Source organism: Rathayibacter sp. VKM Ac-2759 (assembly GCF_009834225.1).
Classification (GTDB): Bacteria; Actinomycetota; Actinomycetes; order Actinomycetales; family Microbacteriaceae; genus Rathayibacter.
Genome location: NZ_CP047176.1, coordinates 508,127 through 530,890, shown reverse-complemented (window position 1 = coordinate 530,890; position 22,764 = coordinate 508,127). Strand labels below are relative to the sequence as shown.

Below are 22,764 nucleotides of genomic sequence, written 5' to 3'. Positions count from 1 at the left end.
GCTGCGCCTCAGGGGGCGCCCGGCGCCAGCAGCCCGCTCTCGTACGCCAGGATCACCAGCTGCGCGCGGTCGTGGGCGCCGAGCTTGGTCATCGTGCGGTTCACGTGGGTCTTCGCGGTGTGCGGCGAGATGAACAGCTCCTGCGCGATCTCCTGGTTCGAGCGCCCGCGCGCCACCAGGAGCAGCACCTCGCGCTCGCGCTCGGTGAGGTGCTCGAACTCGGGCGGCACGATCAGCGTCGTCGACGGCGCGAGGACGTACCGGGTGATGAGGCTGCGGGTGGCGGCCGGAGAGAGCAGGCTGTCGCCCGCGTGGACGGCGCGGACGGCCGCGGCGATCTCCTCCGGCTCGGCGCCCTTGCCGAGGAAGCCGCTGGCTCCGGAGCGCAGGGCGGCGACGAGGTACTCGTCCTCCTCGAAGGTGGTGAGGATCAGGACCCGCGTGCCGGCGAGGGCCGGGTCGGCGCAGATCTCGGCGGTGGCGCCGATCCCGTCGAGCTCGGGCATCCGGATGTCCATCAGCACGACATCGGGGCGGAGGCTTCGCGCCAGCTGCACGGCGTCGCGCCCGTTCCGCGCCTCGCCGACCACCTCGATGTCGGAGGTGGCTCCGAGGATGTCCGACACGGCCTGGCGGATGAGCGCCTGGTCGTCGACGACGAGCACGGTGGTCATGAGTCGCCGTCCGATCCGAGGGAGGGAGTCGCGTGGGAGGGAGTCGCACGGGAGGCGGTCGCGTGGGAGGCGTCCGGCACGTGCTGCGGCGGTGGCTGCTGCTGCTGCGGCAGTGGCAGCGTCGCCGCGACGCGGTAGCCGCCGGGCGCCGGGCCGGTCGTGACCGAGCCGCGGACGGAGGCGACCCGCTCGCGCAGGCCGAGCAGCCCGTGCCCGGCTCCCCGGGGCGCGGGCGCCGCCTCCGCCGGGACCGGGTTGGTCACGACGATCCCGACCCGGTCGCCGCCGATGTCGAGGAGGACGTGGGCGCGGTGGTCGGCGCCGTGCTTGTGGGCGTTGGTGAGCGCCTCCTGCACCACGCGGTAGGCGACGAGATCGACCGCGCCGGTCACCGCGGCGGGGTCGCCCTCGGTGCGCAGCGTGATCTGCAGGCCGTCGGCCTCGAAGCGGCCGACCAGCTCGTCGAGGCGCTCGAGGCCGGGCTGCGGGCCGGCCGACTCGGCGAGGCGCTCGTCGCTGCGCAGCACCTCCAGCAGGTCGCCGATCTCGCCGAGCACCGAGCGCGCAGCGGTGCGGATCGTGCCGAGAGCCTCGCGGGCCCGGTCGGGCCGGGTCTCGAGTGCCGAGGAGGCGACTCCGGCGTTCAGGCTGATCACCGAGATCTGGTGCGCGACCGCGTCGTGCAGGTCGCGGGCGATGCGCAGCCGCTCCTCCGTCACCCGGCGCCGCGCCTCCGACTCGCGGGTCTGCTCCGCCCGCTCGGCGCGCTCGGTGACGGCCACGATGTACTCCCGCCGCGAGCGGGTGGCGTCGCCCGCGGCGCCCGCGAAGGCGATGATCACGGCGAACTGGATCACCCGCGCATCGAGGGCGCCGACGGTCGCCGCGAGGAGGCTGAGGAGCAGGATCGAGGCGGCCGTCGCGATCATCACGATCACGCTCAGCCGCCGCGGGCGCCGGTTCGCCACGGCGAACATGGCCACGGCCGCCGCGATCACGATGCCCGGCGAGAGCGTGCCGGTGAGGGCCGCCGCTCCGTAGAGCGCGACCGTGCCGACGAGCACGGCGACCGGCAGGCGGCGCCGCAGCGGGAGGAGCAGGATCGGCGTGAGCGTCAGCCCGAGGGCGAGGCCGCTCGTGGCGCGGTACTCGCGCCCCGGGAACGGAGCGAGGGCCAGCGCCGCGATGACGATCGCCGCGATCACGTCGCCGACCCACCCCGGGGGTCTGCGGTGCCCGGGGAGGTGCCCGGGCTCGATCATGGCCATGCCCCATTGTCCCGGGCGCCGTCGCGGCCGCGAGTCCCCCGGGTGCGGTGCCGCGACTACCGCGACCGCGGTACACGGACGACGCGGGTGGAGGACGCGCCGGGGCGGCGGGTCCTCGAGCCTGGAGGCGGCGCTCCGGACGGCCCGGGACGCGCCGCGAGGGAGACCCATGAGCACGCCCATCATCTCGGTGAGAGATGTCCACCGGTCCTACGGGAAGGGCCAGAACCGCTTCGACGCGCTGAAGGGCGTGAGCTTCGACATCCGCGAGGGCGAGAGCGTCGCGATCGTCGGCAAGAGCGGCTCGGGCAAGTCGACGCTGATGCACGTGCTGGCGCTCCTGGACGCGCCGACGTCGGGAGTGGTCGAGCTGGAGGGCGTCGACACCCGCACCCTCAAGGGGCGCCGGCTCAACACCACGCGCAACCGCACGTTCGGCTTCGTGTTCCAGCAGTTCTTCCTGACGGCGAACGCCTCGGTGCTCGACAACGTGGTGCTGCCGATGAAGATCGCCGGCGTCGGCCGGGCCGAGCGCAAGCGCCGCGGCCTCGCGGCGCTCGAGCAGCTCGAGCTCGACGGCAAGGCGAGGAGCAGGGCCGTCGACCTCTCGGGCGGGCAGAAGCAGCGGACCGTGATCGCGCGCGCCCTCGTGAACAACCCGCGCATCCTCTTCGCGGACGAGCCCACGGGCAACCTCGACACGGCGACCGGAGGCGTGGTGGAGGACATCCTGTTCGCGCTGAACCGCGAGAACGGCATCACCCTGATCGTCGTGACCCACGACGAGGAGCTGGCGGCCCGCTGCGACCGGCGGATCCTCATCCGCGACGGCGTGCTCGTCGAGGACTCGGGGGCGGTGGCCGCATGAGGACCGTCGACCTGATCGGGACCGCGGTCTCGAACACCTTCCGCTCCAAGACCCGCACGCTGCTGACGATCCTCGCGATCTTCGTCGGCGCCTTCACGCTCACGCTCACCAACGGCCTCGGCACGGGCATCAACGCCTACATCGACGACACCGTCAACGGCGTCGGAGCCTCCGACGTGATGACCGTCACCAAGGCCTCGGACGACCAGGCGGGGCTCGACTCCGGCCCCACCGAGTACGACCCCGACACCGTCGCGAGCGGTGGAGTCGGCCGTCCCGGGCAGACCGTCGTCGCCCTCACTCCCGACGACCTCGACACCCTCTCGGGTATCGACGGCGTGCTCGAGGTGACCGCGGTGAAGTCGATCTCGGCCGACTACATCGAGCAGGGCGACGGGACGAAGTACGTCATCGGCGTCGGCAGCCTCGTGGAGGGGCAGACGATCCAGCTGACCGCGGGCGAAGTCCCCGACGACTCGTCAGCGGAGTACCAGGTGGTGCTGCCCGTCTCGTACGTCGAGCCGCTCGGCTTCGCCGACGACGCCTCGGCGGTCGGGGCGACGGTCTCGATCGCGATCACGGACGCCCAGCGCACGCAGCACGTGGTCGAGGCCACGGTCGTCGGAGTCGCGGAGGCGAGCGTCGCGTCGGCCACCGGAGCGAGCGCGATCCCCAACGACGCCCTCACCGACGAGCTCTTCGCGACCCAGAACATCGGCGTGCCGGCCGATCAGGTCGAGCGCTACGCCCAGGCGAGCGTCCGCTTCTCACCCGACGCAACCGACGAGCAGATCACCGCGCTCAAGGACCGCCTCGCCGCTGCCGGCTACACCGGCAGCACCGTCGCCGACCAGCTCGGCACGATCAAGACGGTCGTCGACGGCATCGTGCTCGTGCTGAACGCCTTCGCGATCATCGCGCTGCTCGCGGCGAGCTTCGGCATCGTCAACACCCTGCTGATGAGCGTGCAGGAGCGCACCCGCGAGATCGGCCTGATGAAGGCGATGGGCATGGGCAGCGGACGGGTGTTCACGCTGTTCAGCATCGAGGCGGCGTTCATCGGGTTCCTCGGCAGTGCGATCGGCGCCCTCCTCGCCGTCGCGGCGGGCACGGCGATCAGCGGGGTGCTCTCGGGGACGCTGCTGGCCGATCTGCCCGGCCTGAACCTCATCGCGTTCGACCCGGCGTCGATCCTGCTGGTGGTGCTCGTGGTGATGCTGATCGCGTTCCTCGCGGGGACGCTCCCCGCGGCCCGCGCGGCGCGCGCCGACCCGGTCACGTCGCTCCGCTACGAGTGACGCGGGGGTCGCGGAGAGCGGAGGGGTGCCCTGCCGGAACACGTCCGGACAGGCACTCCCCCGCACCCGCGGGGAGGACTTGTCTGGTCGTGCGGCACCGCCCGCTCACGAGAGGACCCCATGGCCGACGTCACCCCCAGCCCCCTCCGCGCCACGATCGGCGAGACCGCGCCGAAGATCGTCGACCTGACCGAGCAGGTGCTCTTCGGCGACGTCTGGGAGCGCCCGGAGCTCGTCAAGCGCGACCGCAGCCTCGTCACGATCGCCTCGCTCGTCACCGGCGGGAATTTCGTGCAGCTCGAGTCGCACGTCAGGATGGGACTCGCGAACGGACTGACCGAGGAGGAGATCGTGGAGGTCGCCACCCACCTCGCCTTCTACGCCGGCTGGCCGAAGGCCCTGTCGGCGATCGACGTGGCGCAGCGCGTGTTCGCGGAGGACGCCTCCGCGTGACGACCCGCACCAGCCCCGGCATGTCCCCCGGCCTCACGCTCCTCTTCGCGATCGCGGGCGGGGCGGCCGTCGGCAACCTCTACTGGGCGCAGCCCCTGCTCGGGGTGATCGGCGACTCCTTCGGAGTCACGACGAGCGCCGCGGGACTGCTGGTCACCGTCACGCAGGTCGGCTACGCGCTCGGGGTCTTCTTCCTCGTGCCCCTCGGCGACACTGTGGACCGTCGCCGGATGATCCCCGCGCTGATGGTGCTCGCGGCGGTGTTCCTCGCCGCCACGGCTCTCGCGCCCGCGTTCCCGGTGCTGCTCGCGACCCTCGCGATGATCGGAGTGACGACCGTCGCCGGTCAGCTACTCACTCCCCTCGCCGGCGACCTGGCGAGCGACGAGCAGCGCGGTCGCGTGCTCGGCACCGTCGCCTCCGGACTCGTGCTCGGTCTGCTGATCTCGCGGGCGATCAGCGGGATCGTCGCCGATCTGCTCGGCTGGCGCTCCGTGTTCGCGGGCGCCGCGGTGCTGATGCTGGTGCTCGCCGTCGTGATGGCGCGACGCCTGCCGGCCCTGCCGCCGCGCGAGCGCGTGCGCTACGCGACCCTGCTCGGCTCGGTGCTGCGGACCGTCGCCGGCAGTCGCACCGTGCGGGTGACGGTGCTGATCGGCGGGTCGGCGATGTGCGCGTTCACCCTGTTCTGGACGGGCCTGACCTTCCTCCTCGGCAGCGCCCCCTACTCCTACTCGGCGACGGCGATCGGGCTCGTGAGCCTGGTCGGCATTGCCGGCGCGATCTCGGCGCAGCGGGTCGGGCGCCTGTACGACCGGGGGCTGTCCCTGCCTGCGCTCGGAGTGGGCCTCGCCGTGGCGCTGCTCGGTCTGGTGATCGCCGGAATCGGCGCGGCGTCGATCGTGGTGGTGCTGGTGGCGGTGGGCGTCTTCTCGATCGGGCTGCAGGCCGTGCAGGTGCTCGCTCAGACGCGGATGCTCTCGATCGATCCCGCGGCGCGCAGCCGCCTCAACACCGTCTACATCGTGGGCAACTTCGCCGGCGGCGCGCTCGGGTCCGCGCTCGCGGGCGTGCTCTGGCAGTCCGGCGGCTGGACGGCCCTGCTGCTGGCGGCGGCGAGCGTCCTGGGGTTCGCGCTCACGGTGTGGGCGGTGCAGCGGACGCGCGCCCTCGCGGGCTGAGCGCGGCGCGGAGCAGGCGCTCGCCGATCTCCGTGAGTGCGGCGCGCAGGTCGTCGCCCTCGAGCACGTCGAACCCGATGCCCGTCGTGCCGATGTAGAGCGCGAACTGCTCCGGCGAGGCCGCCCCCGCCTCGAGCTCGCACGAGGACGCATCGAGCACCGTCACCCGCGCCACCTCCGGACCGAACAGGGCCGAGACGCGGGCGGCCGGCGCGTGCATCCGCACCCGGTAGCGGTGGGGATAGGGCGCGACCGAGATGCTGCGACTCGTGAACTCGCGCACCGCGTCGTCGGGGATCCGCTGCGGCGTGAACGGCTCGGCGAGTGGGAGGCGCGGGACGAGCCGGTCGAGACGCAGCGTGCGCCAGGCGTCGCGGTCGGCGTCGCGCGCGACCACGTACCAGCGCGAGCCCGTGTGCACGATGCGGTGCGGCTGGATCGTGCGGCGCACCTCCTCGCCGTCGTGCCGCGTGTAGTCGATCCGGAGGCTGCGCGCATCCCGGATCGCGCGGGCGATCGTGACCACGGTGTCGAGGTCGACCGGCTCGACGGAGCCGCCGAGGGTCAGCACCGCGCGCTCGACCGCGGTGATCCGCTCGCGGGTCTCGGCCGACAGCGACTGCTCGAGCTTCACCAGGGCGCGCGCGGCGGCGTCCTCGATCCCGGTGACGGTGGTGCTCGCGGCCGCCCGCAGCCCGACCGCGATCGCGACGGCCTCCTCCGTCGAGAGGACCAGCGGAGGGACGGACGCGCCGATCCCGAGCCGGTACCCGCCGCCGACGCCCGGCACCGAGTCGATGCCGTAGCCGAGGCCGCGCAGGTCGTCGACGTCGCGGCGGAGGGTGCGCGCGCTCACGCCGAGCCGGGCGCACAGCTCGGCGCCGCTCCAGTCGCGGCGGGTCTGCAGCAGGCCGAGCAGGTCGAGGGTGCGTCCGGTGGTGCGGGGCATGGTGCCATCGTCCCAGCGATCGCGGCCGTATCCTGACCGCAATGGCGAGCAGGGTGGAGGCATGAGCGAAGCAGAGAGCCTCCACCCCTTCCGCGTCGACATCGCGCCGAGCGCCGTCGACGACCTGCGCGCGCGTCTGCGCCGCACGCGCCTCCCCGAGCCCCTGCCCGGCGACGGCTGGGACACGGGGGTCCCGACCGGCTACCTCCGCGGGCTCGTCGACGCCTGGGCCGGCTTCGACTGGGCGGAGTACCAGGAGCGGCTCAACGCGGTACCGCAGTTCACGACCGCGATCGACGGGCAGACGATCCACGTCGTGCACGTGCGATCGGAGGCGCCGGGCGCGGTCCCGCTGCTGCTCACGCACGGCTGGCCCGGCTCCTTCCTCGAGCTGCTCGGCCTGATCGAGACGCTGACCGACGCCGCGTTCGACGTGGTGATCCCCTCCCTCCCCGGCTTCGGCTTCTCGGCGCCGCTCACCTCCGGAGGCTGGACGACGCGGCGGATCGCCGAGACCTGGGCGGAGCTGATGACGCGGCTCGGCTACGACCGGTTCGCCGTGCAGGGCGGCGATCTCGGCGCCGGAGTCGCGCCCGAGGTCGCGCGGGTCGCGCCCGACCGCGTGATCGGCGTGCACGTGAACGGCACCCTCGGCTTCGTGCCCGAGGTCGACGACGAGACCGCCGCCTCGCTCACTCCGCTCGAGCAGGACCGGCTGCGGAGGATCGGCGACTTCCTGCGGAACGAGTTCAGCTACATCGCGCTCCAGTCGACCCGCCCGGGGCTGGTCGGCGAGCTGCTCAGCGACTCCCCCGTCGCGCAGCTGGCGTGGATGATCGACAAGTTCCGCGCGTGGACGCATCCGCTCGAGGCGGCGCCGGAGGACGTGGTGGGGCTCGAGTTCCTGCTCGCGAACGCCTCGCTGTACTGGTTCACCGCGACAGCCGGCTCGGCCGCGTACGTCGGCTACGCCCAGGAGTCGGAGTGGGGCGCCGTACCGGAGGACTCGGGCGTTCCGACCGCGGTGATCTGCTTCGCGCACGACATCGGCATCCGGCGCTTCGTCGAGGACGCGCACACGATCGTGCGCTGGACCGACGTGCCCGACCGCGGCGGCCACTTCGCGGCCCTCGAGGAGCCGGCGCTGCTGGTCGCGGACATCCGCGAGTTCGTGCGCGGACTGCGCTGAGCCCGATCGATCCGTCGCAGTCTCCGACGCGGCCCATCCGTCACGGATGCACCGTCCGAGTCGACCACACGGTGCATCTGCGACGGATCGATCGGCGGCGGGGGCCGGAGGCCCTTCTCGCTGTCACGGGTCGAGGCGCGGGGCGTCGGCCAGCAGCCGGCGGGTGTACTCCTCGCGGGGCGCGCCGAGCACGGAGGCGGCCGGGCCGGACTCGACGAGGCGGCCGTCGCGCATCACCGCGATGCGGTCGCTCATGTGCGCGATCACGCCGAGGTCGTGCGAGATCAGCAGCAGCGCGAGTCCGTAGCGGCGCTGCAGGTCGTCGAGCAGGTCGAGGATCTGCGCCTGCACCGAGACGTCGAGCGCCGACACCGGCTCGTCGCAGATCAGCACGTCGGGGCGCGAGGCCAGGGCGCGGGCGATCGAGACGCGCTGCCGCTGCCCGCCCGAGAGGGTCCGCGGCGAGCGCCGCTCGAGCGCCGGCGAGAGGCCCACGCTCGTCAGCAGCTCGGGCGCGGAGGCGTGCGGCCCGTCGCCGCGGCCACCCGCGTCGCGCAGGAGGCGGCCCACGCTCCAGCGCGGATCGAACGACGAGAGGCTGTCCTGGTAGATCGCGCCGATGCGGGGCCGTCGGGGGCGGCGCTCGCGCTCGGGCGCCTCCGACCACTGCTCGCTCAGGAACTCGACCGACCCCTCGTCGGGCCGGCGCAGCGCCAGCAGCAGGCGGGCCACCGTGCTCTTGCCCGAGCCCGACTCGCCGACCAGCCCGAGGGTCTCGCCGCGCCGCAGCTCGAGGTCGACGCCGTCGACGGCGGTCCGGGCGCCGAAGCGCGCGACGAGTCCGGAGGCGCTCAGCACGACCTCGCCGGGCGGCGCGGGCGGGGCGAGGGGCGCGTCGGGGCCGGTGAGCCGGGACCCGCGCGGACGCCCGGCCGGGACCGCGGCGACGAGGGCGCGCGCCTCGGCGCTGACCGGCGCGCGCAGCACCTGCTCGGCGGTCCCCTCCTCGACCACGCGGCCGTCGGCGAGCACCAGGATGCGGTCGGCGAGCCCGGCCACGACGGCGAGGTCGTGCGACACCAGCAGCAGCGCCCGGCCGCGCGCCTTCTGCTCGGCGAACAGCTCGAGCACGCGCGCCTGCACGGTGACGTCGAGCGCCGTCGTCGGCTCGTCGGCGACGAGCAGCGGCGGGTCGAGCACGACGGCGGAGGCGAGCAGGGCGCGCTGGCGGAGGCCGCCCGACAGCTCGCCCGAGCGGTCGCGCATCCGCTCGACGGGGTCGGGCATGCCGACGCTCGCGAGCGCCTCCGCGACCCGGCGCGACGACTCCGCCGCCAGCAGCCGCGCGTGCAGGCGGAGCACGTCTCCGATCTCGCGCCCGATCGGACGCAGCGGGTCGAGCGACTGCAGGGCGTCCTGCGGCACGAAGCCGACGGCGGATCCGCGGAGGCGGCGCAGCGCCCGCTCGCCCGCGCCGACCACCTCCTGATCGCCCACCCGGATGCTGCCCGACACCGCGCCTCCGCCGAGCCCGAGCAGCGCCCGGGCGGTGACGCTCTTGCCCGAGCCGGACTCGCCGACGATCGCGACGCACTCGCCGGGCTCGACGCGGAACGAGACGCCGTGCACGACCTCGACGCCGTCGAACGCGACCCGGAGGCCCTCCACGACGACCGCGCTCACCGCGCACCCCGCAGTCGCCCGCCGAGCACCGTCGTCGCGAGCGTCGTCAGCACGATCACGAGCCCCGGGAACACCGTCAGCCACCACGCGCTCGCGAGGTAGGTGCGGCCGGCCGACAGCATCGCGCCCCACTCCGGAGCGGGCGGCTCGGCGCCGAGGCCCAGGTAGCTGAGCGCCGATGCCCAGACGATCGCCTGGCCGACTCCGAGGGTCGCGAGCACCGCCAACGGGCCGAAGGTGTTGGGCAGCACGGTGCCGACGAGGATCCGCAGCGGCGGGTGGCCGAGCACGCGCGCCGCCTCGACGTATCCGGAGTCGCGGATGCCCAGCAGCTGCGTGCGCAGGATGCGGGCGTAGCCGGGGGCGGTCGAGAGGCCGACCGCGATCGTCGCGGGGACCACTCCGGGGCCCGTGACCACGATCACCAGCAGCGCGAGCAGCAGGGCGGGGAACGCGAACAGCACCTCGAGGACCCGCCCGATCACGCCGTCGACGAACCGCCCGCCGAACGCGGCGACCACTCCGAGCACCGCGCCGAGCGCGAGCCCGATCGCGGTCGCGCTCGCGCCGATCAGGAGGGAGGCGCCGGCACCGGCGATCAGGCGGCTGAGCACGTCGCGGCCCGACTCGTCGGTGCCGAGCAGGTGCGCGGGCGACGGCGGGCCGAACGCCTCCGTCGGCGCGACCGCGAGCGGATCGGCGGGCGCCAGGAGGCCGGGGGCGAGCGCGGAGGCGAGCAGCAGCGCGACGAAGACGAGGGCCAGCACCTCACCCGGGCGGAGGCGGCCGGCGCGGTTCCGGGGCACGCGCAGCTCGAGCTCGCTCATGCGCGCGCCTCCCGGGCCAGCCGGGGGTCGACCAGGCGCGTCACGAGGTCGGTCGCCAGCGTCACGACGATGTAGGCGAGCGCGGTGACGAGCACGACGCCCGTCACGACCGGAACGTCGCGGACGGTCACCGCCGAGAGCAGGGTGCGGCCCAGACCCGGCCTCGCGAAGATCGTCTCGACGACGACGGCTCCGCCGATCAGGTAGCCGAACGCCCAGCCCGAGAGCGAGACTCCCGGCAGCACCGCGTGGCGCAGGGCGTGGCGCAGGCGGATCCCGAGCTCGCCCTCGCCGCGCGCGCGGGCGGCCAGGACGAAGGGCGACTCGAGCGCGTCGAGCAGGGAGCGGCGCATCACCTGCCCGAGGAATCCGGCGAGCGGGATCGCGAGGGTGAGGGCCGGCAGCACGAGCCCGTTCGGAGTGTTGGTGCTCACCGGAGGCAGCCAGCGGAGCGCGGTCGCGAAGACCGCGATCAGCACGGTCGCCAGCCAGAAGTGCGGCAGGGCGGCGGCCGTCAACTCGAGTCCGGCGCCGATCGCGGCGGCGACCCGCCCGCCGCGGGTCGACCAGAGGGCGGTCGCGAGCGCGAGGATCCACGCAGCGGCGAGGGCGAGGGCGGCCAGCAGCAGGGTGCCGGGCAGCTGCTGCCCGAGCAGGTCGACCACCGGGGTGCGGAGGGAGTAGGAGGTGCCGAGGTCACCGCGGGCGAGGCGGCCGAGCTGCGTGAGGTACTGCACGAGGAGCGGCTGGTCGAGTCCGTACTCGACGCGGACGGCGGCGAGCGCCTCCGGAGACGCCTGCGAGCCCGGGCCGCCCAGGATCGCCTGCGCCGGGTCGCCGGGGATGAGCCGGATGAGGAAGAAGACCGCCGTGGCGACGGCCCACAGCACGACGAGGGCGCCGCCGAGGCGCACGAGCACGCGACGGATCATGCGGTGCCTCCTCTTGCCCTGCCTCATCGATGCCCGCCCTTGCCTGCTGATCGAGTAGCCCGCGCAGCGGGCGTATCGAGATCCACCGGCTCCCGCAGGCGAGATCTGCAGACCGCATCCACTGACGCAGGTGGGTCTCGATACGCCCCTACGGGGCTACTCGACCAGCGGGCCGGCGGCAGGCCGCCGGCCCGCTCTCATTACGAGACCCAGGCGTCCGCGAACCACGGGGTCGAGACGGTCGCCAGGGCGGCGACGCCCTGCACGGCCGAGCGGTGCAGGTAGTGGTTCTGCTGGTCGTACAGCGGCAGGATCCAGTAGCCGTCGAGCACGATCTTCTGCGCCTGCTGGTACAGGTCGGCGCGCTCGGCCTCGTCGGTCGTCGCGCTCGCCTGCTCCAGCAGGGCGTCGAGGGCCGGGTCGGACACCTGGGCGTGGTTCGCGAAGTACCCGCTCGGCGCCGGGGTGATGCCCGAGGACGAGTACAGGATGCGCAGCACGTCGGGGCCGACCTTCGTGTACGGCGCGCTCACCAGCTCGTACTCGTTCGCCGCGAGCGCCGCGTACCAGCTCGAGAGGTCGAGCAGGCTGATCTGCACGTCGAAGCCGACGGTCTTGGCGGAGGCCTGGATCTGCTCGAACAGCGACTGCTCGGCCGGGATCGACTGGTTGGTGCTCACGGGCAGGCGCAGGGTGAGCGGCGTCCCGTCCTTCTCGCGGATCCCGTCGCCGTCGGAGTCGACCCAGCCGGCCGACTCGAGGAGGTCCTCGGCGGCGGCGACCTCGTCGTCGGATCCGGCGTCCTCGAAGAGCGAGGGCTCGGAGTAGGCGGTCGCCTCGCTGCTCGACAGCGGCGAGTACGAGCGCTCGGCGGTGCCGAAGAAGAGGGAGTCGATCGCGTCGTTCACGCCGACCGCGCGGATGAACGCCTCCCGCACGCTCTCGTCGTCGAACGGCGACTGGCCCGAGTTGAGCTCGAGGCGGTTCACCGAGCCGGGGCGGGGCGCGTCGATCTCGACGAGGTCGGAGGCGTCGGTCGCGGACGCGAGCGTGTCGGGCTGGGCGTTGTCGATCACGTCGACCTCGCCCGCCTGCAGCGCGGCGTAGCGCGTGGCGGAGTCGGGGATGAAGCGCCAGGTGATGCTCGAGAGGTAGGCGGGACCGTCGTGCCCCTCGCCGGTCGGGCCGGCCTGCGCGTCGTAGTCGTCATTGCGGGTGAGGGTCACGTGGTCCTGCTTGACCCACTCCGTCACCGTGAACGGGCCGGTGCCGACGGGCGCCTCGCAGTTCGCCTCCTCGCCGCGGGCGATGCCGGCGGGCGACTCGATGGCGGTCCAGGGCTGCGCGAGAGACTCGAGCAGGGCGCTGTCGGGGGCGCTGAGGGTGAAGCGCGCGACCGTCGGCGAGACGGCCTCGACCGAGGCGACCTTCGCGACCGCGAGGTAGCCGGTCGACGACTTGGTCGCCGGGTCCTGGAGGTGCGCGATGTTCGCGGCGACCGCCTCCGCGTCCAGCGGCGTGCCGTCGGTGAAGGTGAGGCCCTCGCGGAGGGTGAAGTCGTAGCTGAGCGCGTCGTCCGAGACGGTCCACGACTCGGCGAGCCAGGGGGTGATCGCGCCCGACTCGTCACGGGAGACCAGCGACTCGAGCACCTGCGTGGCGAGCAGCGCCTGCGGGTAGTTGCCGCCGACGTGCGGGTCGAGGCAGGTGGGCTCGGCGTCGCCGGACGCGTAGGTGAGCGTGCCGTCGGCGACCGGGGTGGCCGAGCCTCCGCCCGCGGTGTCGTCGGAGGCGGCGGTGCAGCCGCTCAGGAGGAGGGCGGACGCGGCGAGAGCGGCGACGGGGAGGAGAGAGCGCAGTGACATGACGACTTCCGACGGGGTGGCTCCGGATATCTGCACCCGGCCCATAAACGCTACCAGCCGTCGCGCGCCGCAGGCGGAACTCCGCGAGTCCCAGCTCGATCGGGCGATGGGCGGATGATGCAGGACGCCCGAGCGGAGACTCGCGGAACGGGTCAGGGTGCGAGGTCAGCCGGAGGTGGAGGCGCGGACGACGAGCTCGGGCTGGAAGACGACCTGGCGCGGCTCCTGCTCGAGCAGCAGCTCGACGGCCGTCGCCCCGATCAGCGCACTCGGCTGCCGGATGCTCGACAGCGGCACGACCGTCGCCGTCGCGAACGCGATGTCGTCGTAGCCGATCAGCGCCACGTCCTCCGGCACCCGGATCTCGCCGAGCAGCACCAGCGCCTGCAGCACGCCGACCGCGAGCAGGTCGTTCGCGCAGAAGACCGCATCGGGGCGGGCGGAGGCGTCGCGCTCGGCGATCGCGCGCCCGGCCTCGCGCCCGGCGAGCACCGAGAGCGCCTCCGTCGGGATCTCCTCCAGGGTCGCCCCCTCGACGGCGGCGACCGCCTGCCGCGCTCCCGAGATCCGATCGGCGACCTGGCGGACCGACTCCGGACCGCCGATCACCGCGATGCGGCGGCGGCCGAGCTGCAGCAGGTGCTCGACGGCGAGGCGGCCGCCGGCGATGTCGTCGACCGCCACGGAGGAGAACGCGGGGTCCCTCGACTCGCGGTCCACGAGCACGCAGGGGATGCCGTGCGCGCGGAGGCGGGCGAGCCGCGCCGACTCCTCCCCCTGCGGCGAGATGAGGACCCCGCTGACGCGCTGCTCCTCGAAGAGGTCGAGGTACGAGTCCTCGCGGGCGGCGTCGGAGTCGGTACTCGCGAGCAACACTGAGAGTCCCGCCTCCGCGGCCCTCGCCTGGGCGCCGCGCGCGAGCTCGGAGAAGAAGGGGTTGCCGGCGTCGAGCACGACGAGCCCGACGCTGCGGCTGCGGCCGGCCCGGAGCTGCCGCGCCGCGTCGTTGCGGACGAAGCCGAGCTCGGCGATCGCCTCCTGCACGCGCTGGACCGACTCGTCGCCGACCTTCTCGGGCCGGTTGAGCACGTTCGACACGGTGCCCACCGACACTCCGGCGCGGGCGGCGACGTCGCGGATGCTCACGGACGGCACGGCTCCTCCTCGGGATCGGGGCGTCCCGGAAGTATGACACCGGGCCGCGGGCCGACCCGCACGCCGGGCTTTGACAGCCTCCTGCGGCGCGCGCTACGCTCCGGGTGAAACGATTCACACCCCTGGGATCGCCACCTCCGCACTGAAGGAGCCGCTCGATGACGAGTGACACCCCCCTCACCCGGGCCTGCTTCCAGCTCCGCGTGAAGCCCGAGCGGCTCGCCGAGTACCGCGAGCGCCACGCCGCCGTCTGGCCCGACATGCTCCGGGCGCTGAAGGCCTCCGGCTGGAACAACTACTCGCTGTTCGTCAGCGACGACGGCCTCCTGATCGGCTACGTCGAGACTCCGTCGCTCGCCGACGCGCAGGCAGCGATGGCCGAGACCGAGGTGAACGCGCGCTGGCAGGCCGAGATGGCCGAGTTCTTCGTCGACCTCGACGGCGCGCCCGACGAGGGCTTCCTCCCGCTCACCGAGGTCTTCCACCTCGAGGACCAGCTCGCCACCACACAGACAGAAGGAACCGCACCGTGACCGCTCTCAGCCCCGACATCCTCAGCCAGCTCGAGCAGCAGGCGATCGAGCTGCCCTCCTGGGCGTTCGGAAACTCCGGGACCCGCTTCAAGGTCTTCTCGACCCCGGGCACCCCGCGCACCATCGAGGAGAAGATCGCGGACGCCGCGAAGGTCAACGAGCTGACCGGCCTCGCCCCGAGCGTCGCGCTGCACATCCCGTGGGACAGGGTCGACGACTACGCGGCGCTGGGCGACCACGCCGCCTCGCTCGGAGTGAGCCTCGGCACCATCAACTCGAACACGTTCCAGGACGACGACTACAAGTTCGGGTCGCTGACCCACTCCGACCCCGTGATCCGTCAGAAGGCGATCGACCACCACCTCGCGTGCATCGACATCATGGACGCGACCGGGTCGCGCGACCTCAAGATCTGGCTGGCGGACGGCTCGAACTACCCGGGCCAGCAGGACATCCGCGGCCGCCAGGACCGACTCGCCGACTCGCTCGCCGCGATCTACGAGCGCCTCGGCACCACCCAGCGCCTCGTGCTCGAGTACAAGTTCTTCGAGCCCGCCTTCTACCACACCGATGTGCCGGACTGGGGCACCTCCTACGCCCACGTCGCCGCGCTCGGCGACCGCGCACTGGTCTGCCTCGACACCGGCCACCACGCGCCCGGCACCAACATCGAGTTCATCGTCGCCCAGCTGCTGCGCCTCGGGAAGCTCGGCTCGTTCGACTTCAACTCGCGCTTCTACGCCGACGACGACCTCATCGTCGGCGCGGCCGACCCGTTCCAGCTCTTCCGCATCCTCTTCGAGGTGGTCCGCGGAGGCGGCTACGGGCCCGACTCGCCCGTCGCCTTCATGCTCGACCAGTGCCACAACGTCGAGGACAAGATCCCCGGCCAGATCCGCTCGGTGCTGAACGTGCAGGAGATGACGGCGCGCGCGCTGCTCGTCGACCGCGCTGCCCTCGAGGAGGCGCAGCTCGCCGGCGATGTGCTCGGCGCGAACGGCATCTTCATGGACGCGTTCTACTCCGACGTGCGCCCGGCGCTGGCCGAGTGGCGCTCCTCCCGCGGCCTGCCGGCCGACCCGATGGCGGCCTACGCCGCGTCGGGCCACGCGCAGGCGATCGCCGACGAGCGCGTCGGCGGCACGCAGTCGAGCTGGGGCGCCTGAGGCCCTGCGGCCGGCCGCCTGTTTCCTGCCCGCTGATCGAGTAACCCGCAAGGCGGGTGTATCGAGATCCACCCTCGTCAGAAGACGGGGCCAGACGCCCCCTCTGCTGGCGGTGGTGGGTCTCGATACGCCCCTGCGGGCTACTCGACCAGCTGGCGGGGGGGGGGCTGAGACTTCCTCCCACTCCACGGGGACGCCCCGTGACTCGCCAGGATCGATGGATGAACCTCGACGACCTCGGCGACCGCCTCTGCATCATCGGCCCCTCGAACAGCGGCAAGTCGACGCTCGCCGCCGCGATCGGCCGTGCCCGCAAGATGCCCGTGGTGCACCTCGACCAGTACTGGCACCTGCCAGGGACGCACTGGGTCGAGCGAGGAGCCGACGAGTTCGCCGCACTGCACGCGGCGGCCGTCGCCGGCGAGCGCTGGGTGATCGAGGGCAACTACTCGCGCTGGCTGCCCGAGCGCCTCGGTCGGGCGACGGGCCTCATCGCACTCGAGTCGACGACGACCGCGACGGTGGTCCGCTACCTCCGCCGCACGTGGAGTCGGCAGGAACGCGTCGGCGGCCTGGAGGGGACCCGCGACCGGGTGAGCCTTGCGATGCTGCGGTTCCTCCTCGGGCCCTCGCGGAGGAGCAGGGGGCGCTATCGACGGCTGCACGACGAGTCGGTCATCCCCTCGGTGCTCCTGCCGGACCGCGCGGCGCTGGACGCCTTCATCCTCAGGAACGGGCTCCGCTGAACTGCTCGTCCGCGCTCCGCGGAGACCCTGTCCTGCACCGATCACCCGCACAACGAAGGCTGAACGTCACGCATCGTCCAGGAATAGGGAGTTCGGAGCGTTCAGCCTTCGTTGTGCGGACGCAGGGCCGCCACCACGGCGCGCTGCGCAGCGAGGCCCGCGCGCGTGGGCAGCAGCGGATAGACGTGCAGCTGCCCGGCCGCCTCGTGCAGCGTCAGCGGCACCCCCGCCTCCGCGGCCCTCCCCGCGAGCACGTGCGCGTCGGGGTTCAGCACGTCGCGGGTGCCGGTGAACACCGTCAGCGGTCCGAGCCCGGCGAGGTCGCCGAAGAGGGGGCTCACCACCGGGTCGACCAGCTCCAGATCGCCGCGCCAGCGGTCCGCCAGGACGCGGCCGCCAGGGGTGCCGAGCCACGGATCGGTCGGCTGCACGAGCGGGATGCGCGGGTTGCTCCAGGTGAGATCGAGCGCGGGCGAGATGAGCACGGTGCCGGGCAGGACGGTGCCCTCGTCGCGGAGGGCGAGCGCGGTCGACAGCGCGATCTGCCCGCCGGCCGAGTCGCCCGCGAGCGAGGTCGGGCCGTGCCGCTCGAGGCTCCGCCGCACGAGCGCGAGCACGCCGTCGCGCGCCTCGAGCGCGGTGCCGAACGGCACGAGCGGATAGATGGGGAGCGTCACCGCGACCGACACCTCGTCCGCGATCCGCGCCGCGAGCCACCAGTGCTGCGGCGCGATCTCGTTGACCCAGCCGCCGCCGTGCGCGTAGACCACGCCGCCGAGGACGCGCCGCGGCCGGATCGTGTAGACCGGCCAGCCGTCGACCTGCTCGACGTCGACCCGCACCCCGGGCCGCAGGCGCGGGGGCGGTCCGTAGGGGGCCGGTCGCAGCGATGCCTCGCGGATCCTCCGCCGGGCACCCTCGGCCGTGACGAAGGTGCGGTTCGCGCGGATCAGCCGCAGCGCGAGCGGAACGAGGGCATCGGGCACGGCGGGAGTCACCCTCCGAGGATCGCGCACGGCGCTGAGACGCGGCTCAGTCCTCCTCGAGCACCATGCCGACGGAGGTGGCGCACGCGTCGCCGCGCCACGCCTCCACGCCCTCGCGCAGCGCGAAGACGACGATCACGAGGCCCGCGACCGGGTCGGCCCACCACCAGCCGAGCAGGCCGTCGAGCACCAGCCCGATCAGCACCGCGGCCGAGAGCCAGGTGCAGACCAGGGTCTGCTTCGAATCGGCCACCACGCTCGCCGAGCCGAGCTCGCGGCCGGTGCGGCGCTCGGCGAACGACAGGAACGGCATCACGACGACGCTCAGCGCGGTGATGACGAGTCCGAGGGGGCTGTGCTCCGCCTCCCGGGCACCCGCGAGCGCCAGCACCGACGAGACGGTGACGTAGGCGGCCAGCGCGAAGAAGGCCACGGCGATCACCCGCAGCGTGCCCTTCTCGTAGCGCTCCGGGTCCGTCCGCGTGAACTGCCAGGCGACCGCGGCGGCCGAGAGCACCTCGATGCCCGAGTCGAGTCCGAAGCCGATCAGCGCGGTCGAGGACGCCGCGGCGCCCGCGCTCAGGGCGACGACGGCCTCGACGAGGTTGTAGCCGATGGTCGCCGCGACCAGGAGGCGCACCCGGCGGCGGAGCAGCGTGCGGCGGTCGTCCGTGAGCGCGGTCACGAGCAGGTGCACCCCTCGCCCGCGCAGCAGTCGGGGTCGACGTAGAGCACGACGCGCAGCAGGTCGTCGAGCGCGGGGGCGAGGTGCGCATCGGCGAGGCGGTACCAGGTGCGCCGCCCCTCCGGGATCGCCGCGACCAGGCCGCAGCCGCGCAGGCACGCGAGGTGGTTCGACATCACCTGCCGCGAGACGTCGAGCGCGTCGGCGAGGTCGGAGGGGAACGCCGGCGCCTCGCGCAGCATCAGCAGGATGCTCGCGCGGGTCGGATCCGACAGCGCCGAGCCCAGGCGGGCGAGTGCGGCGGTGTGGGTGAGCGTCGCGGTGACGGGGAGGGTGGCGGGAAGGGTCGCGGGCACGCCTCCGACTGTACAGCGATCGCTGTACTGACGTCTCCTAGAGGACGAGGAACCCGACGACGGCGGCGGCCAGCGCGAGGACCGTGAGGCCGATCTGGAGACCGAGCGGCTCCTTCAGGCGCGCGTGCACGATGACCGCTCCCACCATGACGACCGCGAGGGCGAGACCGGCGATCGGCGACAGGATCGGGGCGATGCCGGTGGCCATCGGGACGATCAGTCCGATCGCGCCGAGCACCTCCGCCAGCGCGATCAGCCGCACGGACAGGGCGGGGACGTCGTCGACCCAGCCCATGCCGGCGGCTTTGAGGGCGGGGATCGGCCGGACCAGCTTCGTCAGTCCGGCGGCGAGGAAGACGGCGGCCGCGAGGCCGGCGAGGACGAAGAACACGATGACCATGGGGGCTCCTGAGGGGTGACGACCGTCGAACGCTTGCCGCGGCAAGTGAGAGTGTGGGGGTCGATACTTTCCTTGTCAAGTGAAACGGGTACGCTGGAGCCATGGACGACGACGGGGTGCGCTGGCTCGACGACACGGAGACGGCGTCGTGGATCCCCCTGCTGACGACGGTGATGTGGCTCCCCGCCGCCCTCGACCTGCAGCTGCAGCGCGATGCCGGCCTCAGCACCTTCGAGTACGGGGTGCTCGCCGCCCTGTCGGAGAGCGAGGGCCGGACGATCCGCCTCAGGGAGCTCGCCCGGATCGCCAACAGCACGCTCTCGCGGTTGTCGAAGGTCGTGAACCGGCTCTCGGAGCAGGGCTGGGTCGAGCGCCGGCCCGATCCCGAGGACGGCCGGACGACCCTCGCCACGCTGACCGACGCGGGCCTGGCCACGGTGGTCGCGACCGCGCCGGGCCACGTCGCCCATGTGCGGCGGCTCGTGTACGACCATCTGACCCGCGACGAGGTGGAGCAGCTCGGGGTGATCGCGGCGAAGATCGCCGCCTCCATCGGCCCCGACGGGGCGTGCTCGGGGAAGCTCGGGTGACGCAGGCGACCGTCGTCGTCATCGGCGCCGGGCAGGCGGGGCTCTCGGCCGGTCACCATCTGATGCGCCGCGGCTTCTCGAGCGCCCTCACCGACGACTCCGCCGCTCGCACCGTGGTGATGCTCGATGCGAACCCGGCACCCGGGGGCGCGTGGCAGCACCGCTGGGAGTCGCTGCGGATGGCGACCGTCAACGGGATCTTCGACCTGCCCGGCTTCCCGGTGCCTCCGATCGACCCCGCCGAGCCGTCACGGACCGCGGTGCCGCGGTACTTCGCGGACTTCGAGCGCGCCGAGGGGCTGCCGATCGTCCGCCCGGTGACGGTGCGCAGCGTCGAGGCCGTCGACGACGATCCGGAGGGTGACCTCCTCGTGCGCACCGACGCCGGCGAGTGGACGACCCGCGCCGTGATCAACGCCACCGGCACCTGGAACAACCCGCTCCTCCCCCGCTACCCCGGGCAGGACTCGTTCCGCGGGCGTCAGCTGCACACCCGCGACTACGTCCGCGCCGAGGACTTCGCCGGCCGACGCGTGGCGATCGTCGGCGGAGGCATCTCGGCGGTCCAGCAGCTCGAGGAGATCTCGCGGGGCGCGACCACCCTCTGGTACACGCGCCGCGAGCCGGTCTTCCTCCCCGGCGCCTTCACGCCCGAGACGGAGGGCCGCGACATCATCGCCCGCGTCACCGCCGACGTCGAGGCGGGGAACCCGGCGGGCAGCGTCGTGTCGTACACGGGACTCGCCTGGACGCCGTACGCGGTCGCCGCCCGCGATCGCGGCGCACTCGTGCGACGGCCGATGTTCACCGCGATCGAGCCCGACGGCGTCCGCGAGGCCGACGGCACGCTCACGCCCGTCGACGACATCCTCTGGGCCACAGGGTTCCGCGGCGATCTGGCGCACCTCGATCCGCTCGGGCTGCGCAACGACCGCGGCGGGATCACCCTGACCGGCACCCGCGTGGACGCCGACCCGCGGGTGCACCTGATCGGGTTCGGCCCCTCGCAGTCGACGGTCGGCGCGAACCGCGCCGGACGGGACGCGGCGCGCGTCCTCGCCCGGGACCTCTGATCTCGGGCTCGCCGCGCCCCGGCGGACGCCGGCCGGCGGGCTACTGCACCGACCAGCCGCCGTCCGAGGCGAGCACGATCCCGTTCACGTTGGCGGAGTCGTCGCTCAGGAGCCAGGTGATCGAGGCGGCCATCGTGTCGGCCGAGACGACCGGCGGGATGAACGCGAAGAACGGCGACAGCCGCTCGCGCCCGAACTCCGACGCCATCGTGCCCTCGATCGCCGTCGCCGTCGGGCCGGGGGCGACCGCGTTGGTGCGGATGCCGGAGGGGCCGTACAGGAACGCCGCGGACTTGGTGATGCCCACCACCGCGTGCTTGGAGGCCGTGTAGGCGGTGCCGGCCGCGTTGCCGCGCAGCGACGCCTCCGAGGCGACGTTGACGACGGAGCCGCGGCCCTGCGCCAGCATCAGCGGCAGCACCGCGCGGCTGAGCGCGAACGTCCCGTCGACATTGACCGCGAAGACACGGCGCCAGAGGGCGTCCTCGACCTCGTGGAGGGGCGTCATCCCGTCCATGATCCCGGCGATGTTGGCGAGCCCGTCGATCCGCTCGCCCGCCGCGGCGACGATGGCCGCGATCCCGTCGGCCGAGGTGATGTCGGCGGTCACGGTCACGATCGAGCCCTCGGGAGAGGCGGCTGCCAGCTCGTCGATGCCCGTCGGCACCACGTCGACGGCGACCACGCGGGCGCCCTCGCGGACGAGTCGGCGCGCGGTCGCCCGGCCGATGCCGGAGCCCGCGCCGGTGACGACGACCGTGCGGCCGGCGAAGCGCGCCTGGATCGCCGGCTCCGCTTCCTCCTCCGGGATCACTCCGCCGTTCGCCTGCCGCACGAGGGTGTCGACGAGCTCCTGCGGGAATCGCCCGCCGCCGAGCTCGACGAGGGTCTGCAGGCTGAGGCCGGCGGCGGGCGCCAGGTCGTCGGCCGACTGGCCGCCCTGAGCGAGGATCCCGCGGAGGATCGGGCCGCCGACGGCGTCGTCGAGCCACTGCTGGACCGTGTTCTTCGAGGTGAGCATGAGGTTCCTCCTGGGGACGGGGGTCGGAGGGTCGAGAGCGTCGCCCGCGTCCTCCGGTGAACCGTGATCTGCCGCAAAACTAGCCGATCGGCTAGCTTTCGACAACGGCCGCCTAGGATCGTCAGCGAACGAGGAGGAGCGATGGCTCGACCGGTCGGCAAGCGCGGCGAATCACGCGCCCGCCTCCTGCAGACCGCGCTCCGCCTCTTCGGTGAGCGCGGAGTCAACGGCACCTCGCTGCAGACCATCGCCGACGAGCTCGGGGTCACCAAGGCGGCCGTCTACCACCAGTTCGCGTCGAAGGACGAGATCGTCCTCGCGGTCGTCGAGCCCGCCTTCACGCGGATGGCCGAGCTCGTGCGCGAGGCCGACGCGGCCCCTCCGGCCCGCGCCTTCGACGTCACCCTCGAGGGCCTGGTCCGGCTCGCGGTCGAGCACCGCGAGTTCGCGGCCGCCATCCAGCGCGACCCGGCGGTCGTGCAGCTGCTCTGGCGCGATCCGGCCTTCGTCGAGGCGACCGCGGGCATCAACCGGCACCTCATCGGGGCCGATCCGGCCGAGGAGGCGCGCATCGCGCTCGCGGTCGCGGGCGGCGGCCTCATGATCGCCGGCATGGACCCCTCGCTCCGCTCGGCCGACCGCGACGTGCTGGCGCGCGTCCTCCTCGAGTCGGCGCGCACGGTGCTGGCGCCCTACCGCGCGGTGCCCGCCGAGTAGCAGCGGCCGGCCGGCCGCCAGCCCGCTGGTCGAGTAGCCCCGCAGAGACTCGATCAGCAGGCAGGCACAACATCAGCTGAGAAGGCGGGGCCTCGCCCGACAGGGGAGGCGACCCCTTCTCAGCTGATGTCGCGCCGCCAGCATGCTGG

The 22,764-nt window shown here is 73.3% G+C and carries 24 protein-coding genes; 11 read left to right on the top strand and 13 right to left on the bottom strand.

Annotated elements, in window-relative coordinates; translation table 11 throughout:
* Positions 1-8 precede the first annotated feature (8 nt).
* On the bottom strand, positions 9-674 hold the full coding sequence (locus GSU68_RS02445; RefSeq protein ID WP_159905534.1) for a response regulator transcription factor: 666 nt from the start codon (positions 672-674) through the stop codon (positions 9-11).
* Entirely contained in the window at positions 671-1,942 is a 1,272-nt protein-coding gene (locus GSU68_RS02440; RefSeq protein WP_244259364.1) for a histidine kinase, read from the bottom strand. The genes GSU68_RS02445 and GSU68_RS02440 overlap by 4 nt, the downstream gene beginning before the upstream one ends.
* A gap of 169 nt (positions 1,943-2,111) precedes the next feature.
* Here GSU68_RS02440 and GSU68_RS02435 point away from each other — a divergent pair, with 169 nt between their 5' ends.
* The 4 genes from GSU68_RS02435 to GSU68_RS02420 all read left to right on the top strand — a co-directional run bounded on the left by GSU68_RS02435 (position 2,112) and on the right by GSU68_RS02420 (position 5,742).
* Positions 2,112-2,810: an ABC transporter ATP-binding protein gene (locus GSU68_RS02435; RefSeq protein ID WP_159905533.1), complete on the top strand. Its 699-nt coding sequence runs from the start codon at positions 2,112-2,114 to the stop codon at positions 2,808-2,810.
* The gene (locus GSU68_RS02430) at positions 2,807-4,108 is read left to right on the top strand and encodes an ABC transporter permease (protein WP_159905532.1); all 1,302 of its coding nucleotides are present in this window, start codon (positions 2,807-2,809) and stop codon (positions 4,106-4,108) included. Before GSU68_RS02435 ends, GSU68_RS02430 begins: the two co-directional genes overlap by 4 nt.
* Before the next feature lie 120 nt (positions 4,109-4,228).
* Complete coding sequence (locus tag GSU68_RS02425) at positions 4,229-4,561, top strand: carboxymuconolactone decarboxylase family protein (protein WP_159905531.1); 333 nt, start codon at positions 4,229-4,231, stop codon at positions 4,559-4,561.
* Positions 4,558-5,742, top strand: a complete 1,185-nt coding sequence (locus GSU68_RS02420) for an MFS transporter (protein ID WP_244259363.1) — start codon at positions 4,558-4,560, stop codon at positions 5,740-5,742. The genes GSU68_RS02425 and GSU68_RS02420 overlap by 4 nt, the downstream gene beginning before the upstream one ends.
* Here GSU68_RS02420 and GSU68_RS02415 read toward each other — a convergent pair.
* Positions 5,699-6,691, bottom strand: a complete 993-nt coding sequence (locus tag GSU68_RS02415) for a YafY family protein (protein ID WP_159905530.1) — start codon at positions 6,689-6,691, stop codon at positions 5,699-5,701. The two genes, GSU68_RS02420 and GSU68_RS02415, sit on opposite strands and share 44 nt — an antisense overlap.
* A 61-nt stretch (positions 6,692-6,752) precedes the next feature.
* Here GSU68_RS02415 and GSU68_RS02410 point away from each other — a divergent pair, with 61 nt between their 5' ends.
* The gene (locus GSU68_RS02410) at positions 6,753-7,880 is read left to right on the top strand and encodes an epoxide hydrolase family protein (protein ID WP_159905529.1); all 1,128 of its coding nucleotides are present in this window, start codon (positions 6,753-6,755) and stop codon (positions 7,878-7,880) included.
* A gap of 123 nt (positions 7,881-8,003) precedes the next feature.
* On the opposite strand, the gene GSU68_RS02405 is transcribed toward GSU68_RS02410, so the two are convergent.
* The 5 genes from GSU68_RS02405 to GSU68_RS02385 all read right to left on the bottom strand — a co-directional run bounded on the left by GSU68_RS02405 (position 8,004) and on the right by GSU68_RS02385 (position 14,342).
* Complete coding sequence (locus tag GSU68_RS02405; protein ID WP_159905528.1) at positions 8,004-9,563, bottom strand: ABC transporter ATP-binding protein; 1,560 nt, start codon at positions 9,561-9,563, stop codon at positions 8,004-8,006.
* On the bottom strand, positions 9,560-10,390 hold the full coding sequence (locus GSU68_RS02400; protein WP_159905527.1) for an ABC transporter permease: 831 nt from the start codon (positions 10,388-10,390) through the stop codon (positions 9,560-9,562). Before GSU68_RS02400 ends, GSU68_RS02405 begins: the two co-directional genes overlap by 4 nt.
* Positions 10,387-11,322 (bottom strand): ABC transporter permease, encoded by a 936-nt coding sequence (locus GSU68_RS02395; protein ID WP_348272512.1) that lies wholly within the window; start codon positions 11,320-11,322, stop codon positions 10,387-10,389. The genes GSU68_RS02400 and GSU68_RS02395 overlap by 4 nt, the downstream gene beginning before the upstream one ends.
* A 200-nt stretch (positions 11,323-11,522) precedes the next feature.
* Positions 11,523-13,187 (bottom strand): ABC transporter substrate-binding protein, encoded by a 1,665-nt coding sequence (locus tag GSU68_RS02390; RefSeq protein WP_159905525.1) that lies wholly within the window; start codon positions 13,185-13,187, stop codon positions 11,523-11,525.
* Between the two features lie 165 nt (positions 13,188-13,352).
* On the bottom strand, positions 13,353-14,342 hold the full coding sequence (locus GSU68_RS02385; RefSeq protein ID WP_208544637.1) for a LacI family DNA-binding transcriptional regulator: 990 nt from the start codon (positions 14,340-14,342) through the stop codon (positions 13,353-13,355).
* Positions 14,343-14,500: 158 nt separating this feature from the next.
* On the opposite strand from GSU68_RS02385, the gene GSU68_RS02380 reads away from it, so the two are divergent.
* The 3 genes from GSU68_RS02380 (at position 14,501) to GSU68_RS02370 (ending at position 16,787) form a co-directional block, all read left to right on the top strand.
* The gene (locus tag GSU68_RS02380) at positions 14,501-14,875 is read left to right on the top strand and encodes an L-rhamnose mutarotase (protein ID WP_159905523.1); all 375 of its coding nucleotides are present in this window, start codon (positions 14,501-14,503) and stop codon (positions 14,873-14,875) included.
* Entirely contained in the window at positions 14,872-16,041 is a 1,170-nt protein-coding gene (gene rhaI / locus GSU68_RS02375) for an L-rhamnose isomerase (protein WP_159905522.1), read from the top strand. The genes GSU68_RS02380 and rhaI overlap by 4 nt, the downstream gene beginning before the upstream one ends.
* Before the next feature lie 221 nt (positions 16,042-16,262).
* A complete protein-coding gene (locus GSU68_RS02370; RefSeq protein WP_159905521.1) occupies positions 16,263-16,787 on the top strand; it encodes an AAA family ATPase in 525 nt (174 codons plus the stop codon).
* Positions 16,788-16,888: 101 nt separating this feature from the next.
* Here GSU68_RS02370 and GSU68_RS02365 read toward each other — a convergent pair whose 3' ends face one another.
* From GSU68_RS02365 to GSU68_RS02350, 4 genes are read right to left on the bottom strand one after another with little or no spacing between them, the layout of a single operon-like run.
* Complete coding sequence (locus tag GSU68_RS02365) at positions 16,889-17,785, bottom strand: alpha/beta hydrolase fold domain-containing protein (protein WP_159905520.1); 897 nt, start codon at positions 17,783-17,785, stop codon at positions 16,889-16,891.
* A 34-nt stretch (positions 17,786-17,819) separates the two neighbouring features.
* Positions 17,820-18,458: a cation transporter gene (locus GSU68_RS02360; protein WP_159905519.1), complete on the bottom strand. Its 639-nt coding sequence runs from the start codon at positions 18,456-18,458 to the stop codon at positions 17,820-17,822.
* Positions 18,455-18,814: a metalloregulator ArsR/SmtB family transcription factor gene (locus tag GSU68_RS02355; RefSeq protein ID WP_159905518.1), complete on the bottom strand. Its 360-nt coding sequence runs from the start codon at positions 18,812-18,814 to the stop codon at positions 18,455-18,457. The genes GSU68_RS02360 and GSU68_RS02355 overlap by 4 nt, the downstream gene beginning before the upstream one ends.
* A gap of 37 nt (positions 18,815-18,851) precedes the next feature.
* Entirely contained in the window at positions 18,852-19,214 is a 363-nt protein-coding gene (locus GSU68_RS02350) for a DoxX family protein (protein WP_159905517.1), read from the bottom strand.
* A 101-nt stretch (positions 19,215-19,315) separates the two neighbouring features.
* Here GSU68_RS02350 and GSU68_RS02345 point away from each other — a divergent pair, with 101 nt between their 5' ends.
* Both GSU68_RS02345 and GSU68_RS02340 read left to right on the top strand, forming a co-directional pair.
* Positions 19,316-19,804, top strand: coding sequence for a MarR family transcriptional regulator (locus GSU68_RS02345; protein ID WP_159905516.1), 489 nt, complete (start codon positions 19,316-19,318; stop codon positions 19,802-19,804).
* The gene (locus GSU68_RS02340) at positions 19,801-20,877 is read left to right on the top strand and encodes an NAD(P)-binding domain-containing protein (RefSeq protein WP_159905515.1); all 1,077 of its coding nucleotides are present in this window, start codon (positions 19,801-19,803) and stop codon (positions 20,875-20,877) included. Before GSU68_RS02345 ends, GSU68_RS02340 begins: the two co-directional genes overlap by 4 nt.
* 40 nt (positions 20,878-20,917) lie before the next feature.
* Here GSU68_RS02340 and GSU68_RS02335 read toward each other — a convergent pair whose 3' ends face one another.
* Entirely contained in the window at positions 20,918-21,898 is a 981-nt protein-coding gene (locus GSU68_RS02335; RefSeq protein ID WP_159905514.1) for an SDR family oxidoreductase, read from the bottom strand.
* 141 nt (positions 21,899-22,039) lie between these two features.
* On the opposite strand from GSU68_RS02335, the gene GSU68_RS02330 reads away from it, so the two are divergent.
* Positions 22,040-22,615 (top strand): TetR/AcrR family transcriptional regulator, encoded by a 576-nt coding sequence (locus tag GSU68_RS02330; RefSeq protein ID WP_159905513.1) that lies wholly within the window; start codon positions 22,040-22,042, stop codon positions 22,613-22,615.
* Positions 22,616-22,764 lie beyond the last annotated feature (149 nt).